This is a genomic window from Pedobacter sp. A2324 (assembly GCF_059693705.1).
In genome coordinates, this window is sequence record NZ_JCASSK010000003.1 from 141,698 (window position 1) to 158,209 (window position 16,512).

Below are 16,512 nucleotides of genomic sequence, written 5' to 3' on the forward strand. Positions count from 1 at the left end.
TTTTTTTATACATTTACGTCATTGCGAGGTACGAAGCAATTTTTTAGGTAAGATTGCTTCGTACCTCGCAATGACGATTTTGAGAACAAACCATGAAACGTTTAATAGACCTTTTCCGGAACAAATATTTTCTTGCAACCGCTGCCTTTGCTGTATGGATGCTGTTTTTCGATAAAAACGATATGATGTCGCAATACGAATACCGCAGTCAGGCCAATAAATTACAGGAAGAAAAGGAATACTTTGAAAAAGAAACCGCCCAGGTTAAAAAAGATTTAAACGAACTCAGCACTAACCTGAACACAGCAGAAAAGTTTGCCCGCGAGAAATACTTCATGAAAAAAGATAATGAAGACGTTTTTGTAATTATCAGGGAAGAGAAAAAAGACTAATCAGTACTCAAACTTTGGCAGTGAAAGTTTAAACTTAACGGCAATAATCCTGAACACGAATATAAAAGCCACGACAGCAAGTTTCGCTACCACACTCTCAACATTAATTTTAATGAGCAGGTAATAAAGCATACCGCCCAAAATACAGGCAGATGCATATATCTCTCTTCTAAAAACCAGGGGAATGGTGTTTAGTAGGGTATCTCTGATGATTCCACCAAAGCAACCGGTAATTGTACCCAGTGTAATACAAATTCCCGGATTCAAACCGAAAGCAATTCCTTTTAACAATCCAACCATCGTGAATAAGCCCAGTCCCAGGCTATCGAACAGAAAAAGTGTAATCTTCATTTTCTGTACGTGGGTTTTAAAAAACATCGTAATCAGTGCCGTAAATAAAATCAGCAAACAGGTTTGCATATCCCGCATCCAGGAGACAGGGGTATCCCCTATTAATAAATCACGAACCGTTCCGCCACCTATGGCTGTAACAAAGGCAATAATTAGCACCCCAAACGGGTCGAGCTTACGTTGCATTGCAGTAAACGTACCGGAAATGGCGAAGGCAATAGTACCCAAAACCTCAATGACTTCAGATGTAGAAATGTTAAAGTTCACCATTTCGTTTACGTAAAAACCATTCCATGCTTAACAACAGCATAATAACTGCAAATAACCACTTCATGTTAATCAGCTCACTATATTTACGGTCTTCGTAGCTAATGGTTTTGATGTTATCATTCCTGAGAATCTCATCAGCAATTTTTAATAGGTCTGCAGGCATGAACAGCTTTCCATTAGTTTGTCTGGCAATTGTATTCAGTAACTGATGATTCGCGGTGGTTTGCTGAAATTCCGCAATTAAAGCATTCACGTAAAAACTACCTGTAGCAGTAAATTTCTGCCCACCCATTGATGTGCTGGCAACGTATGAATAATTTCCCCCCGGCATAATCCCTGCATCCAACTGATAGGCATTTTCAGTTTTAGAGAAAACATAGTTAAATACTTTTCCTGCACCGTTTTTCACCTGAAGATTAACCTCCGGTTCGTTTACGGGCTGGTAACTTTCATTATAAAGCGTTCCATTGAACTGAATGGATTCATTTTCATCGTAAGCGGGTTTTGAGGTAAACACTTTAAATCTTCTTCTATCATCCTTTACCGACAGATACTGAATGGTTTTTGAAATTAAATCATTTACCGCTGATTGCTCGTTCTGGCTTTCAGGTTCTGATAACTTCCAGCGCCAAAGTCCCTCTCCCATCAAATAACCTGTTTTTAACCCATTTTCATTTGCAAAAAACATTAATGGCTGCTGGGTACTTACTTTACCAACACGCTGGTTAAAAATGGCTGCAACGCTGGCATTAACGGTGAGCCTCCCAAATGGGCAGATCAAGGGATCAAATGAGGTAAACTGCTTTTTGTCTTCTTCAGCAATATTAAAACTGGTGAAGCCATTTGAAATATCAGCATAAACTTCCTGAGTGGAACCATTTGCCGAAGATAAGTTAACCTGATTTTGAATTTGATTAAACGCATTGGGATTGCTTTGCGAACCCAAAATATACCATAAAGGCTTTTTAGCGGAAATCACTTTCTGCAAAAATGGAGCGGAAGTTTGCTGAGCATCCGGCAACTGATAAAGTACGATCAGATCAAACTTTGAAGGCTCTACGGAGCTCAAATCATCTGCCAGGACCAGCTTAGCTTCATAATGCTTATTCATCGCTATAGCGTCTTTCAATATGCCCAAATCAGGATGTGGGCCCGCGGCAGCCAGCAATACGTTTTGTCTTCCGTCGATGACCTCTACATAAAAGGTATACGCATTATTTCTGGTGGTAATTTCGTTTTGAAGCTTACCCAATTGAATCGTGTATTGCTGAACGCCGGTTTTGCCAGCGTGCAGCTTCACGGGAATGGTTTTTATAAAAGCATTCGCATTGATGGCTACAGTTTGCTGTGCCACTTTAGTCCCGTTTGCACTAACTGTTAAAGCGGTCTGCTCCCCATCACTTTGAAAAGCCTGAACCTGTACTTCAATGGTAAAGTCATCATCCAGATAAACAATGTTGTTGTAGTTTACATTCGAAATCAAAACATCACGCTTTGGAACACTATCGCCCAAAGCTACCGTATAAACCGGAGCATTGATCTGATTGATGCTATATAAAGGGTTTCCCCCACCATTAAAAATACCATCGGTTGCCAGAACAATTGCCCCAACATTCCTGTTGGTATATTCATCTCTGATCTTCTGAAAGAAAGCAGCACCGTTAGTAAGTTTGCCCTGATAACCAAAATTAAAACCTTCGGCAACCGAATCACCAAAATTGTAGGTTTTCACCTCGTATTTATCGGACAGTTTATCCTGCAGGATTTTTAGGTTTCGCTCAAACAATATTTGGTCGAAACCTTGTGCTTTAACCTGACCAACAGAAAGGGAATTATCCTGACCAATAATGATTACAGGTTTATCGAGCGTATAAGTCAGTGTTTTAATCAGCGGCGAGAACAACAGCCAGGCAACTGCGGTAACAGCCAGCACCCTAAGCGCCGTTAAGCCATAATGGAGCTTTCTGTCAAGATTATTATTGCCCCGGTACAGCAACCAGGCATAAAGAATCCCTAAAGCAAGGCAACATAGAAAATACAAAATAGAAGTACCGGCAAAAAAGCTGTTCATATTTTATAAAGATGCTAATTTTGACGATTAACCGCAAAGGCCGCAGTAGATTTAAATTTGCGGCAGAAGCACTTAAACATACAAAAGAGATACCATGTTTTCCATACCAAAATTTACTTGAAATGATTAGCTTTATCTAAACCAAACATCATGAAATTAACCTGTTTAACCATACTTCTTTTCATCAGTATAATGGCTCACCCGCAAAATACCTTCAGGACAACACAAACTAAATTTGAGCGGGTTGAAAAGGCCTATGCTGAAAAATGGGAAACATTGGAGAAATTCTTAAAGGCTGCTGGTTTGGATGATGGTTTTTCGATGATCATTAACGCCTACAAATCAGAAGGAAAACTGGAGGTATGGTTAAGCGGAAAGGCAGATAAAAAATATTCCCTATTCAAAACGTACGACTTTTGTGCGCATTCAGGTACACTGGGCCCAAAGGTAATGGAAGGAGATAAACAAACCCCTGAAGGATTTTATTACCTCAATGCCTTTAATCCGATGAGTAGTTATCACTTGTCGCTCGGTATAAACTATCCCAATTCAGTGGATCTGGAGCGGACAGGTAAAGACAGAAAGCCAGGTAATGATATCTACATCCATGGCAATTGTGTTACCGTTGGCTGTATCCCTTTAACGGATGAAAAGATCAAAGAGGTTTATATACTTAGCGTAGAAGCAAGAAATGCAGGACAGGAACAAATAGCGGTAAACATCTACCCTTTCAGAATGACCAATAAAAACCTGAAGAATTATTCTCGGCAATACCCTATGCAGCTCAACTTCTGGAAAACGCTGCAAAAGGGGTACAGATGGTTTGAAAGGGACAGAAGTCTCCCCGATATTAAAGAATTTAAAGGCAAATATGTTATCAAATAAAAAATCCTGCTGGCTTTTCAACCCGCAGGATTTAAATTTTTATATTTAGTCTTACCTATAGCATTCCGCCGCAAACGGATAAGGTTTGTCCGGTTACATAAGCACTCATATCTGAAGCCAGGAACACACAAACATTCGCAATATCTTCAGTTTCACCAGCACGTTTTAAAGGAATATCCTTTTCCCATCCGGCAACAACCGCAGGGTCTAAAACCTTAGTCATTTCAGTACGGATGAAACCAGGTGCAACCACATTGGCGCGGATATTTCTTGAACCCAATTCCTTCGCCACTGATTTAGTAAAACCAATAATTCCGGCTTTTGAAGCAGCATAATTGGCCTGACCAGCGTTGCCCTGCACACCAACAACCGAACTCATATTGATAAATACGCCTTTACGGGCCTTCATCATTACTTTTGAAGCCGCTTTGGTTACGTTGAAGATCGACTTCAGGTTGATATTGATTACATCATCCCAGTTTTCTTCACTCATACGCATAAGCAAACCGTCTTTGGTAATACCAGCATTATTGACAACGATGTCAATCGTTCCGAACTCGGCCACAATATCATTGATTAACTGCTCTGCCTGATCGAATTTCGATGCATCAGAACGATAGCCTTTAACCTTTGTTCCGAAGCTTTGCAGTTCCTGTTCCAATGCTTCGCCCTTTTCTACTGATGATAAGTATGTAAAAGCCACATTAGCCCCTTGCTCAGCAAATTTTTCAGCTATTTTACGACCGATCCCTTTTGAAGCACCCGTAATCAATGCTGTTTTTCCTTCTAATAATTTCATTATGAAATGTTGTAAAGTTGAAATATTTTAATGTTGTAAAGTTAACAACTCTCGTGAAGATATCGTTAAATTGTTTCCATGACTTCCGGCTCAGAATTAAATGGCAGGCTCCTGCTGACTCAGGCAATGGAAGCTTCCCAATCCCCAGATAATATCTACCGAATTGATACCGATCACTTTTCGATCCGGAAAACATTGCTGAATAATATCTAAAGCTTTCTGATCATTCACATCATTGAAAACAGGAACAATTACCGCTGCGTTAGCGATATAAAAGTTAGCATAAGAAGCTGGTAAACGGGTGTCGTCGAAAATTACCGGTGATGGCATCGGCAGTTCAACGATATTCAATGAGCGTCCGTCTTTCAGTTTCATGGCTTTTAAGGCTTCCAGATTTTCCTGTAACAGGAGATAGTTCTCATCTAATGGATTACTTTCAACTACAGTCAAAACGGTATCTTCATTAACAAAACGCGTAATATCGTCTATGTGCCCATCCGTATCGTCACCTACAATTCCATCGCCCAACCATAACACCTGTTCCTGTCCGTAATACTCCAGTAAATACTTTTCAATTTGTTCTTTGCTTAAATGTGGGTTCCGGTTCTCGTTCAGTAAACATGCCGTAGTAGTTAAAATTGTCCCGGCACCATTGAACTCTACCGATCCACCTTCCATTACAATGTCGGGGTTAAACAAAGGCAAATTAAACTCCTTCGCGATTTTAGTGGGTACTACATCATCCAGGTCGAACGGTGGGTATTTACCCCCCCACGCATTATAACCCCAGTCAACCACAGTCTTTTCATTACCTTTCAGTAAAAAAGCCGGTCCGTGGTCGCGGCACCAGGCATCATTGGTTTCATTGAAGTAAAATTCAATCTGCGATAGATCGGCATCAACCTTCGTCAACTCTGAAGTTGCGAAAGCCTTCATGGCTTCATCCTTAACATTGATGCGCACTTTTTCACCTTCGGCCACTGCTTTAATAAACTGGCAATAAGGCTCATAAATGGTTTCAATTTTTCCAGGCCAGCTTGCCTCTTTATGCGGCCAGCTTAACCATGTGGCTTCATGTTTTGCCCATTCTGCAGGAAAGGAATATCCCTGTTTCTTAGGGGAATAATCAAACTGATTGATATTTGAGTTTTCTTTAGGAGGAAAATTTGACATGGGTTTACCTGCTTAGTCGTTATCAATAAATCTTTTGGTAATCGGCTGGTAAGAATCAATTCGTCTGTCTCTCAGGAAAGGCCAGTGCTTACGCATAAAATCGCTTTGATCCAGATCCAGTTCCACCACTTCAGTTTCTTCCTGATCGTGAGAAGCCAGGTAAAGCAGCTTACCCTGAGCGTTAGTGGCAAAACTTCCGCCCCAGAATTTCATAGCGCCATCCTGTTCGAAACCCACGCGGTTTACACTTACTACGGGAACGCCATTAGCAACGGAATGCGAGCGTTGAATGGTTTGCCATGCATTGTATTGATCCTGATTGGTTTCTTCATCCTGATCGGTTGCCCAGCCAATGGCTGTTGGGTAGAACATAATGTCTGCACCCATTAAGGCCGTGATGCGGGATGCTTCAGGATACCATTGATCCCAGCAAATCAAAATCCCGATTTTGGCAAACTTCGTTTCAAAAACTTTATAGCCCAGATCACCGGGAGTAAAATAGAATTTTTCGTAAAAAGCCGGATCGTCAGGAATATGCATTTTGCGGTATTTACCTAGATACGATCCATCTGCGTCCAAAACTGCCGTAGTATTATGGTATAAACCAGCAGTGCGCTTCTCAAATAAGGAAGCAATGATGACAACGCCAAGTTCTTTGGCCACCACCTGCAAGGCATCAGTTGAAGGTCCGGGAATAGCTTCGGCCAATTCAAAATTATCGTAATCCTCAACATCACAGAAATACAAAGAGGTAAAAAGCTCCTGCAAACACACAATCTGTGCGCCTTTTGCCGCTGCTTCTCTCACCTTCACAATCGCTTTATTTAAATTTTCCTGCTTATCTCTAGTACAAGTCATTTGTACCAGACCAACTTTTACTTTCTTCATGTCTTCAAATGATAGATTAATAAATCGGTGACTAATTGAATGTTTATTACGCAATACAAACTCATTCACTCAAAATTCACTTATTCGAAATTAATGCGCAAAGTTACTATTTTACAAAAAAGACAAGGGCATAATTGTGTAAATGTTTTTGCTGACTGGTTTGTCTGCTGTGCGATATTATTTCGATTAGAAATCAGAAATGATCTTACTCCGGAAGAGCTCGTATGGTGAAGACCTACATGCTGATTTCTTCTCGGTACTCCTGCTGGAGTTCAAATAAGCATTTGGCACAAAGACATCCATCAAATAGCTCGGAGATGTACTGAACTTCATTAATGCTGAGTTGCACCACACTGCACTGGCATTTAGTGTACGAATTTGCTTTGCATTCAATAGCTGTTCCGCATCTTTCGCAGGGAATGATTTCGTGTTTGCTATGTTTTAAGATTGAAGGCATAAGGTATAATGCTTAAGGATAGTCCAATTGCATTACAAAAATAGGAACAAAAAATAAGGTTTTGAGCGCTAGCCCAAAACCTTACGATATTATTGCGTTTCCAAAGTTGCCTTCAGCATTCAGGGGGTTTAACCTGAACAGCTGATACAGCCTTCCTCCATTGAACAAACTGGTCCGTCTACAATTTCTTCTGCAACCTGATCTGGTGTCATCTGAGCAGGGATAACCGCTTCAATGGCTTTACCACCCTGATTTTCAACTGTAAATTTAACAGCCTGAGATGCAGCTTGAGTACGTAGATAGTACATACCTGTTTTCAATCCTTTTTCCCATGCATAAAAGTGCATTGAAGTTAGTTTTGAAGTATTTGGCGCATTTACGAACAAGTTTAATGATTGCGACTGGCAAATGTAAGCACCACGGTCGGCAGCCATATCGATGATATTACGCATCTTAATTTCCCAAACCGTTTTGTATAGTTCTTTGATATAATCAGGAATGGATGGAATAGCCTGGATTGAACCGTTAGCCAGAATGATCTGATTTTTCATATCATTATTCCATAAACCCAGTGCTACCAGGTCTTTCAATAGATGTTTGTTTACCACTACGAATTCTCCACTCAATACACGGCGGGTATAGATGTTAGAGGTGTATGGCTCAAAGCATTCGTTATTACCCAAAATTTGAGACGTAGATGCTGTTGGCATTGGTGCTACCAACAGAGAATTGTATACACCATCTTTAACTACTTTTTTACGTAATGCATCCCAGTCCCAACGACCACTATCAGGCGTTACGTTCCATAAATCAAACTGGAACTGACCTTTAGATAAAGGCGATCCTTTGAAAGTCTGGTAAGGGCCGTTTTTCACTGCCAGATCATGTGAAGCTGTCATCGATGCGAAATAAATCGTTTCGAAGATGTCTTTGTTTAAACGTTTTGCTTCATCACTTTCAAATGGTAAACGCAATAAAATAAAGGCATCAGCTAAACCCTGTACACCTAAACCAACCGGACGGTGGCGCATATTAGAGTTTTCTGCTTCCTGAACCGGATAATAGTTATGATCGATGATTTTATTCAGGTTTAAAGTAGCCTGATAAGTTACATCATATAATTTCTGGTGGTCAAAAGCGCCGTTAATTACAAAGCGTGGAAGTGCTAACGAAGCCAGGTTACAAACTGCTACTTCGTCTTTAGATGTATACTCGATAATTTCAGTACACAAGTTAGAACTTTTAATGGTTCCTAAATTCTGCTGATTCGATTTGCTGTTCGCTGCATCTTTAAACAACATGTAAGGCGTACCTGTTTCAATTTGCGAATCTAATATTGCAAACCAAAGTTCCTGGGCTTTAACGGTCTTTCTTCCGCGGCCTTCTGCTTCATATTTAGCATAAAGCGCTTCAAACTCCTTACCGAAACAATCTGCTAAACCTGGTGCTTCATGCGGGCAGAATAATGTCCAGTCGCCATTATCTTTAACACGTTGCATAAACAAATCATTGATCCAGAGTGCATAGAATAAATCGCGGGCACGCATCTCTTCTTTACCGTGGTTTTTACGTAAATCAAGGAACTCGAAAACATCAGCATGCCAAGGCTCTAAATAAATTGCAAAAGCACCTTTACGTTTACCTCCACCCTGATCTACGTAACGTGCCGTATCGTTAAATACACGTAACATTGGGATGATACCATTACTTGTTCCGTTTGTACCACCGATGTATGAACCAGTTGCACGGATATTGTGAATACTTAAACCAATACCACCGGCACTCTGAGAGATTTTGGCAGTTTGTTTTAGCGTATCATAAATACCTTCAATGCTGTCATCCTGCATGGTTAAAAGGAAGCATGAAGACATTTGTGGTTTCGGTGTGGCAGCGTTAAATAATGTTGGTGTAGCATGTGTAAACCAACGCTCACTCATTAAATTATAGGTTTTGATTGCACTTTCAATATCTTCTTTATGGATACCAACCGATACACGCATGAATAAGTGCTGTGGGCGCTCTACAATTGCACCGTTGACTTTTAACAGATATGATTTTTCCAGCGTTTTGAAACCGAAGTAATCAAAGCCGAAATCCCGATCGTAAATGATCGAACTATCTAAAATATCCTTGTTTTTTTCAATGATCTCATAAACATCATCAGCAATAAGCGGTGCCGCTTTCTGTGCTTTCGGGTCAAAATATTCGTACAACATTTTCATTGTACCCGAGAATGACTTGGTTGTATTTTTATGCAGGTTGGATACCGCTATACGCGAAGCCAGCAAAGCATAATCAGGGTGCTTTGTAGTGAGCGACGCAGCAGTCTCTGCTGCAAGGTTATCCAGTTCCGACGTGGTAACGCCATCATATAATCCTTCGATTACCTTTTTGGCAACGTCTATCGGATCTACAAGGTCGGAATTCAAACTGTAGCATAACTTTTGAATACGAGCTGTAATCTTGTCAAATTGCACCGGCTCTTTCCGGCCATCTCTTTTTAGTACGAACATATTTTATGAGATTAATTTTTAGTATCAATAGCGAGCATCAAATATCAAGACTTGAGTGTCGCGTTTATAATTTCTGTTTATTCTAGTATCAAGTTGTAAGTATCAGATATCAAGACCTTATTCCTTCAACCTTTTATCCTTCTACCTTAAAAGTCTTCATCCAATGAAAATGCCTGTGCTTTATTATCTGCCGATGTTAACACACCGCTTTTCTGATAATCACCAACACGTTTTTCGAAGAAGTTAGTTTTACCCTGCAATGAAATCATCTCCATGAAATCGAATGGGTTTGTGGCATTGTAGATCTTTTTGTAGCCCAATTCCTGTAACCATCTGTCGGCCACGAATTCGATGTACTGACTCATTAACTTCGCATTCATCCCAATTAAGGCAACTGGCAGAGCATCAGTAACGAATTCTTTTTCAATTTCTACTGCATCGCTGATGATCGAATGAACCTGCTCTTCGCTCAGTTTGTTACTCAACATGCTGTACAACAAACATGCAAATTCACAGTGTGAGCCCTCGTCCCTTGAAATCAGCTCATTGCTAAAGGTGAGGCCCGGCATTAAGCCACGCTTTTTTAACCAGAATATAGAGCAGAAGCTTCCGCTAAAGAAAATACCTTCAACAGCAGCAAATGCCACCAACCGTTCGGCAAAAGTCCCGTTCTCGATCCACCTCAGTGCCCATTCTGCTTTTCTTTTCACAGCTGGAACGGTATCAATGGCATGGAAAAGGCGATCCTTTTCTTCAGGGTCTTTAATATAAGTATCGATCAATAACGCATAGGTTTCAGCATGTATATTTTCCATCATAATCTGGAAACCATAGAAACAACGCGCTTCCGGCAACTGTACTTCACTCATGAAATTTACAGCCAGGTTTTCATTAACAATACCATCACTAGCAGAAAAGAAAGCAAGGATATGAGAAATAAAATGTCTTTCTCCATCGTTCAAATTATCCCAGTGTTTTTGGTCGTCAGAAAGATCGATCTCTTCTGCCGTCCAGAAACTAGCTTCGGTCTTTTTATACATTTCCCAGATTGCCGGATATTTGATTGGCAAAAGCACAAATCTGTCTTTGTTTTCTTGTAGTAATAATTCCTGTTCCATAGCTGATACTTTATTTTTTATTGTTCTAATCAGAGCCGACAAAACCCCGCAACCGCCGGTGTTAACAGGCGATTGAAATGTGATGTATTGAAACTCTAGTGAAAGTGCTAACCCCAACGTTAAAGAACTACCGGGTTTTTAGTGATAAAAATTTGAAAAGTGATCTGAGAGATGCACCATTAAACTACTAAAAACTAAGCTTTTATATTTGTTTTCGAACGCAGGAAGTTAAAGAACTTTGTTATAACAAATATAGATACGGCAGGCCTTTTTTGTGAATCAAAGTTGTTAACACCCTAACCCATAACTGGGGAAAAACGATCAGCACAATATCATTTTCAAGTGAAAAAAAAGCTAATCGATTGTTTTGGAGCGCTTAACGAACTGAAAAAAGTGTTAATAACTTAAATTTGAGGGGAATACGAAGGGCAGATTATAGCGAAATGGAATACTACTCTACCGTGTAAGCGAGACTAACTTTCGCAATCCCTTTGTGGTATATACCAATCTCTTTGGCAGCACTTTCTGACAGATCAATGGCCAGTTTTTTGGAATAAGGACCCCGGTCGTTCACCTTTACAATAACAGATTTTCCATTGTCGGGATTGGTTACGGTAACTAGCGTACCCATGGGTAAAGTGCGGTGAGCTGCAGTAAATTTCTTGGCTCTGTATTTTGCGCCGCTTGTGGTTCGGCGGCCTTCGAATTTTCTGTGGTAGTAAGTTGCGAGAACTGTTTTTTTGATACTATCCGGCTCATTTGATGAGTCGGACTTTTGTGCTTTACCTTGTAAAAACAGGAAACAAAAACTTAATAACAACAGATACTTCATAGGCTAACATTTCTTTATTGCGCCTGCAAATATAAGCATTTAGTTTATAATCAGCAATTTGTGGAAAAACAGTTAAATTGCAGGCAATAAAAAGGGCGTACAACATGCTGTCGTACGCCCAAACCTAACCCAACTATATCCACCTTATTTCTTATCCGGAACGAAATTCATAGAGATAGAATTTACGCAGTGACGGGTGTCTTTATTCGTAAACCCTTCTCCTAAAAATACGTGTCCTAAGTGTGCTCCGCAATTGGCGCAAACAATTTCTGTACGTGAACCATCTGCATCAGGAATGCGTTTTACAGCGCCTTTAATTTCATCATCGAAAGCCGGCCATCCGCAATGCGCATCAAACTTACTTTCCGATCTGTATAGCGCGGCATTACAGCGTTTACAGGTATATGTACCCTTTTCTGTAGTGTGTTCATATTTACCTGTACCAGGATACTCAGTGCCTTTATTTACAATTACTCTTTCTTCTTCGGGTGTTAATGGATTCCAGTTCATCTTTTTCTTTGGTATGATATTTTCCGATTGCTCTGCCTGTTTCTTTTCTTTCTTATCCTGCTTTTGTGCACAAGCAGATAAACCTGTTATAAGAAGAACAGCAGAGACCAAAAATAGTTTATTTAACATCGTTTTCATATAACCATATACGCTGTAAATTTTGTTTTGGTTTGTAGAAGCTATTGTTTGGTCTAGTGTTTACAAAGGGATGATATTCTCATTGAAGCAGAAGGAACAAACTGAAATTAGTTCAACTTAAATGCCTATCGCATAGTTGCCACAGAAACACAGAATACACGGAATTGATATTATAGAATAACGCACCTAATTTCTAAAGTTGGTTTACCGAAATTTAGCACCAAACCAACCTTACATTCTGAGCATTTTAAATAGTTAATCGTTTGAGCTAAATCTTCATTTGCTATTCCGCTTTTACCTTTAATTTCTAAAATTACCGAATCAAAAACAATAAAGTCTGCATAAAAGCTATGCGGCAACAGATTGTCTTTATAATAAACAGGATAATATTTTTCTCTTTCGTAGCAATATCCCCGGCTATCAAATTCGATACAAAGCGCATCCTTGTAAACAATTTCAAGAAAACCGCAACCCAAATTCTTATGAACTTCAATTGCGGCGTTAATAATTAAATCAGTTTCATTTTTATAGGGAAGATTATCTTGTCTTATTTGATAATCCATATAGAAAATTTTAAACTAATCTAATCAAATTTCTCTTTTTTCCCCATTTATTTCCGTGTCTTCTGTGTTTCCGTGGCAAAAAAAACTCCGACAACAAAAAAGCGCCCCGAATATTCGGAACGCTTTCATTTATGTAAATTTTAAAGTCTTACTTTGCCAGTTCTTCTGCCATTGCAGCACCGATTTCAGCCGGGCTCTCTACAACGCGAATACCACATTCTGCCATGATTTTCATTTTAGCAGCAGCAGTATCATCAGCACCACCTACAATAGCACCTGCGTGACCCATTCTACGTCCCGGAGGCGCAGTTTGACCAGCGATGAAACCAACAACAGGTTTAGTACCGTGTTCTTTAATCCAGCGCGCAGCTTCAGCTTCCATACCACCACCAATTTCACCAATCATGATGATACCGTGAGTTTCCGGATCGTTCATTAATAATTTTACAGCTTCAACAGTTGGTGTGCCAATGATCGGGTCGCCACCGATACCGATAGCAGTTGTAATACCTAAACCAGCTTTTACTACCTGATCTACTGCTTCATAAGTTAAAGTTCCTGATTTGGAAACTACACCTACGTTGCCTTTCTTGAAGATAAACCCTGGCATGATACCAATTTTAGCTTCATCAGCAGTAATGATACCCGGACAGTTCGGACCAATTAACGTCACATCACGGTCAGAGATATATTCTTTAACCTGAATCATATCTTTAGTTGGAATACCTTCAGTGATACAAACGATCACTTTAATTCCGCCTTCAGCAGCTTCCATAATCGCATCAGCAGCAAACGCCGGTGGAACGAAAATGATAGATACATTTGCTCCCGTTTGATCAACGGCATCTTTAACAGTATTAAAAACAGGCTTATCTAAATGTAATTGCCCACCTTTGCCAGGAGTTACACCACCAACTACGTTTGTACCATATGCCAGCATCTGCTCAGCGTGGTAAGTTCCTTCGTTTCCGGTAAAACCCTGAACGATAACCTTAGAATCTTTGTTAACTAAAACGCTCATGTATCAATTTTTTTTGTGCAAAGCTAATATTATTGAGTGGAAAGTCAAACCTAAAAGCATATTATTTAGGGCGATTTTTCACGAAAATGTTATTTTAAATACTTCTTAAGAACAACAGCTTATTTCCATCCTTTTGCCCACTCGGCCTGTGCCTGGTCATCCTGATAGGTCCACGCCACAAAACGGCTTATTTTTTGTCCCTGACTCATTTGTACCGTCCGCACCTCAAAAGCATTTGATTTCACCAATGCGTTATAAATGCTTTTTAAGTTGGCACTTTTCGAAACCAAAGATGTAAACCAAAGTACCTGATTTTTTATCTGTGCACTCTGGATGATCATCTGCTCAACAAAGGCACGTTCACCACCCGGACACCAAAGCTCAGCCTTATTACCACCAAAGTTTAATACATGCTTTACTTCTTTTTCATTTCCGCCCAGATTGCGCCATTTTTGTCGGGTTCCTTGCTCTGCCTCTTTTAACGAAGCATGGAAAGGAGGATTGCAAACCACAGCATCAAAACGCTCGCTCCGTCCTACAATACCTCTAAAGATACCCATTTTGGAAGATTGCTGACGGATTTCTATTGCACCCTGCAAGGGTTTATTGGCATCCACAATACGTTTCGCCGACTCCACAGAAAGCGGATCGATTTCAGACCCTACAAAATGCCAGCCGTATTCCTGGTGACCGATAATGGGATAAATGCAGTTAGCACCCACACCAATATCCAGCACATTTACGTTGGCTCCTTTCGGGTTTTTACCCTTATTACTCGATCCTAAAAGATCAGCAACATAGTGGATATAGTCTGCCCGTCCCGGGATAGGGGGACAAAGAAAATCCTGGGGAATATCCCATTGGGAAATATCGTAAAATTGTTTTAACAAAGCGCGGTTCAATGCTTTCACAGCATTCTGATCAGCGAAATCAATCGAATCGTCGTTGTGTTCGTTTTTAAAAACAAAACGTTTTAGTTCTTTCGATGATGCGGTAAGTTGTTTAAAATTATAACGCGACCTGTGTTTGTTGCGGGGGTGTAACTCGCTTTTTTCCTTGCGGTTATTTTGTTCTTCTTGAGCCAATGTGATCTGGATTAAGTAAACGTACTGTGTGTACGTTTCCCTGCAAAGGTAAGTTAAATAATCTGTGAATACTTCGCTTCATCAAACTGGTTTTCACTTTTGGCGATAACGATTGTAGCAATACCATTGCCGATAACATTCGTTATTGCCCTTGCTTCGCTCATAAAACGGTCTACCCCAATTAAAATTGAAATATGCTCAATGGGCATAATTTTCAGTGCGGTAAGGGTAGATACCAATACAATAAATCCGCTTCCCGTTACCCCTGCTGCTCCTTTTGAAGTCACCATCAATACACCTAATACTGTGATTTGCTGGCCCAATGATAAATCAACATGAAAAACCTGGCAGAGAAAAATTACAGCCATGGCCAGATAGATTGCCGTTCCATCAAGGTTAAAAGAATACCCGGTTGGAATCACCAGGCCCACTACCGATTTTTCGCAACCAAAAGCTTCCATTTTCTGCATCATACTCGGCAGCGCTGATTCTGACGAAGAAGTCCCCAAAACAATCAAAATTTCCTGGCGAATAAATTTCAGATACTTCCATAAACTGAAATGATAGTATCGGCAAATGCCGTTCAGGACGACAAAAATGAAAAGAATGCAGGTAAGGTAAACTGAGCCCATAAGCTTGGCCATACCCAGAATACTGCTTAAGCCATGCGTACCAATACTAAATGCCATTCCACCGAATGCGCCTATTGGCGCCAGACGCATAATCACTTTCATAATTTTGAACAGCACTTTCGAAATTTTATCAAAAGCATTCAGGACAGATGCACCTTCCCCTCCCAGTTTGTTCAGACCATAGCCAAAAAGAATGGCGAAGAGTAAAATCTGCAGAATATTTCCTTCGGCGAAGGCGGCGATCACATTATGCGGAATGATGTGCAGAAAGAATTCAGCCCAGTTCATTTCTTTGGCCTGTTCAGCGTAGCCGGCAACTTTTGTTGCGTCACCTCCTTGGGTAATCATCCCCGCTCCTGGTTTTAGCACATTGGCCACCAGTAATCCAATGGCAATGGCTACGGTGCTCACAATTTCAAAATACAGAAGTGCTTTACCTCCAACTCTTCCCACCTTCTTCATATCCCCCATATGTGCAATCCCCAACACAATGGTGAAGAAAATGATCGGGGCGATGAGCATACTAATGAGGTTGATAAAACCCTGACTAATAAGTTTAGCTGAAGGTGCAAAGCCCGGAAAATACGCGCCAACGATTATACCAATGGTAATCGCTACTAATACCTGGAACGTTAAATTGCTAAAGAGTGATTTCATCTTACTGTTTTGGAAATGAAATATAAAACATTTTTTCGTTTTGCGCTTTAATTTCGACTAAAAGGTTCATCATGATCAAAATGTTGATCGAGATCAAACACGTTTTTTACCATTTTTTTTCAAACCTCGCTTTATTATACAGTAATTCATATATTTA

16 protein-coding genes are annotated in these 16,512 nt (G+C 40.2%); 2 read left to right on the plus strand and 14 right to left on the minus strand.

Annotation, left to right across the window (positions count from 1 at the left end; genetic code table 11):
- Positions 1–92: 92 nt before the first annotated feature.
- Entirely contained in the window at positions 93–392 is a 300-nt protein-coding gene (locus tag AC570I_RS09910; protein WP_047798583.1) for an FtsB family cell division protein, read from the plus strand.
- On the opposite strand, the gene AC570I_RS09915 is transcribed toward AC570I_RS09910, so the two are convergent.
- Together AC570I_RS09915 and AC570I_RS09920 are read right to left on the minus strand one after the other, a co-directional pair.
- The gene (locus AC570I_RS09915) at positions 393–1,013 is read right to left on the minus strand and encodes a trimeric intracellular cation channel family protein (protein ID WP_497405333.1); all 621 of its coding nucleotides are present in this window, start codon (positions 1,011–1,013) and stop codon (positions 393–395) included.
- Positions 1,000–3,084, minus strand: a complete 2,085-nt coding sequence (locus AC570I_RS09920) for a hypothetical protein (RefSeq protein WP_497405334.1) — start codon at positions 3,082–3,084, stop codon at positions 1,000–1,002. The genes AC570I_RS09915 and AC570I_RS09920 overlap by 14 nt, the downstream gene beginning before the upstream one ends.
- A gap of 150 nt (positions 3,085–3,234) precedes the next feature.
- Here AC570I_RS09920 and AC570I_RS09925 point away from each other — a divergent pair, with 150 nt between their 5' ends.
- Complete coding sequence (locus AC570I_RS09925; protein ID WP_497405335.1) at positions 3,235–3,969, plus strand: L,D-transpeptidase family protein; 735 nt, start codon at positions 3,235–3,237, stop codon at positions 3,967–3,969.
- A 55-nt stretch (positions 3,970–4,024) separates the two neighbouring features.
- Here AC570I_RS09925 and fabG read toward each other — a convergent pair whose 3' ends face one another.
- The 12 genes from fabG to dctA all read right to left on the minus strand — a co-directional run bounded on the left by fabG (position 4,025) and on the right by dctA (position 16,355).
- The gene (fabG, locus tag AC570I_RS09930; RefSeq protein WP_497405336.1) at positions 4,025–4,768 is read right to left on the minus strand and encodes a 3-oxoacyl-[acyl-carrier-protein] reductase; all 744 of its coding nucleotides are present in this window, start codon (positions 4,766–4,768) and stop codon (positions 4,025–4,027) included.
- Positions 4,769–4,864: 96 nt separating this feature from the next.
- Positions 4,865–5,941 (minus strand): agmatine deiminase family protein, encoded by a 1,077-nt coding sequence (locus AC570I_RS09935; RefSeq protein ID WP_497405337.1) that lies wholly within the window; start codon positions 5,939–5,941, stop codon positions 4,865–4,867.
- Between the two features lie 12 nt (positions 5,942–5,953).
- Positions 5,954–6,829: a carbon-nitrogen hydrolase gene (locus AC570I_RS09940; protein ID WP_497405338.1), complete on the minus strand. Its 876-nt coding sequence runs from the start codon at positions 6,827–6,829 to the stop codon at positions 5,954–5,956.
- 235 nt (positions 6,830–7,064) lie between these two features.
- Entirely contained in the window at positions 7,065–7,286 is a 222-nt protein-coding gene (locus AC570I_RS09945; RefSeq protein WP_082120610.1) for a cysteine-rich CWC family protein, read from the minus strand.
- Between the two features lie 128 nt (positions 7,287–7,414).
- Entirely contained in the window at positions 7,415–9,799 is a 2,385-nt protein-coding gene (locus AC570I_RS09950) for a ribonucleoside-diphosphate reductase subunit alpha (protein ID WP_047798588.1), read from the minus strand.
- A 146-nt stretch (positions 9,800–9,945) separates the two neighbouring features.
- Positions 9,946–10,917 carry a ribonucleoside-diphosphate reductase small subunit gene (locus AC570I_RS09955; RefSeq protein ID WP_047799040.1) on the minus strand — a complete coding sequence of 324 codons (972 nt, stop codon included), beginning with the start codon at positions 10,915–10,917 and terminating at the stop codon, positions 9,946–9,948.
- Positions 10,918–11,368: 451 nt separating this feature from the next.
- Positions 11,369–11,749, minus strand: coding sequence for a septal ring lytic transglycosylase RlpA family protein (locus AC570I_RS09960; RefSeq protein WP_497405339.1), 381 nt, complete (start codon positions 11,747–11,749; stop codon positions 11,369–11,371).
- Between the two features lie 144 nt (positions 11,750–11,893).
- A complete protein-coding gene (locus tag AC570I_RS09965; RefSeq protein WP_497405340.1) occupies positions 11,894–12,397 on the minus strand; it encodes a methionine-R-sulfoxide reductase in 504 nt (167 codons plus the stop codon).
- 170 nt (positions 12,398–12,567) lie between these two features.
- Entirely contained in the window at positions 12,568–12,960 is a 393-nt protein-coding gene (locus AC570I_RS09970; RefSeq protein WP_497405341.1) for a GxxExxY protein, read from the minus strand.
- 148 nt (positions 12,961–13,108) lie between these two features.
- Positions 13,109–13,981 (minus strand): succinate--CoA ligase subunit alpha, encoded by an 873-nt coding sequence (gene sucD / locus AC570I_RS09975; protein ID WP_047798591.1) that lies wholly within the window; start codon positions 13,979–13,981, stop codon positions 13,109–13,111.
- 119 nt (positions 13,982–14,100) lie between these two features.
- On the minus strand, positions 14,101–15,066 hold the full coding sequence (gene rlmF, locus AC570I_RS09980; protein ID WP_497405342.1) for a 23S rRNA (adenine(1618)-N(6))-methyltransferase RlmF: 966 nt from the start codon (positions 15,064–15,066) through the stop codon (positions 14,101–14,103).
- Positions 15,067–15,119: 53 nt separating this feature from the next.
- Entirely contained in the window at positions 15,120–16,355 is a 1,236-nt protein-coding gene (dctA, locus tag AC570I_RS09985; RefSeq protein ID WP_047798593.1) for a C4-dicarboxylate transporter DctA, read from the minus strand.
- Positions 16,356–16,512: the final 157 nt, after the last annotated feature.

Bases quoted from the DNA above. Each gene is read 5' to 3' on its own strand.
- AC570I_RS09960 (WP_497405339.1), bottom strand. From the start codon at position 11,749: ATGAAGTATCTGTTGTTATTAAGTTTTTGTTTCCTGTTTTTACAAGGT.
- AC570I_RS09920 (WP_497405334.1), bottom strand. From the start codon at position 3,084: ATGAACAGCTTTTTTGCCGGTACTTCTATTTTGTATTTTCTATGTTGC.
- AC570I_RS09970 (WP_497405341.1), bottom strand. From the start codon at position 12,960: ATGGATTATCAAATAAGACAAGATAATCTTCCCTATAAAAATGAAACT.
- AC570I_RS09965 (WP_497405340.1), bottom strand. From the start codon at position 12,397: ATGAAAACGATGTTAAATAAACTATTTTTGGTCTCTGCTGTTCTTCTT.
- AC570I_RS09945 (WP_082120610.1), bottom strand. From the start codon at position 7,286: ATGCCTTCAATCTTAAAACATAGCAAACACGAAATCATTCCCTGCGAA.
- AC570I_RS09935 (WP_497405337.1), bottom strand. From the start codon at position 5,941: ATGTCAAATTTTCCTCCTAAAGAAAACTCAAATATCAATCAGTTTGAT.
- AC570I_RS09955 (WP_047799040.1), bottom strand. From the start codon at position 10,917: ATGGAACAGGAATTATTACTACAAGAAAACAAAGACAGATTTGTGCTT.
- AC570I_RS09940 (WP_497405338.1), bottom strand. From the start codon at position 6,829: ATGAAGAAAGTAAAAGTTGGTCTGGTACAAATGACTTGTACTAGAGAT.
- fabG (WP_497405336.1), bottom strand. From the start codon at position 4,768: ATGAAATTATTAGAAGGAAAAACAGCATTGATTACGGGTGCTTCAAAA.
- AC570I_RS09925 (WP_497405335.1), top strand. From the start codon at position 3,235: ATGAAATTAACCTGTTTAACCATACTTCTTTTCATCAGTATAATGGCT.
- AC570I_RS09910 (WP_047798583.1), top strand. From the start codon at position 93: ATGAAACGTTTAATAGACCTTTTCCGGAACAAATATTTTCTTGCAACC.
- dctA (WP_047798593.1), bottom strand. From the start codon at position 16,355: ATGAAATCACTCTTTAGCAATTTAACGTTCCAGGTATTAGTAGCGATT.
- sucD (WP_047798591.1), bottom strand. From the start codon at position 13,981: ATGAGCGTTTTAGTTAACAAAGATTCTAAGGTTATCGTTCAGGGTTTT.
- AC570I_RS09950 (WP_047798588.1), bottom strand. From the start codon at position 9,799: ATGTTCGTACTAAAAAGAGATGGCCGGAAAGAGCCGGTGCAATTTGAC.
- AC570I_RS09915 (WP_497405333.1), bottom strand. From the start codon at position 1,013: ATGGTGAACTTTAACATTTCTACATCTGAAGTCATTGAGGTTTTGGGT.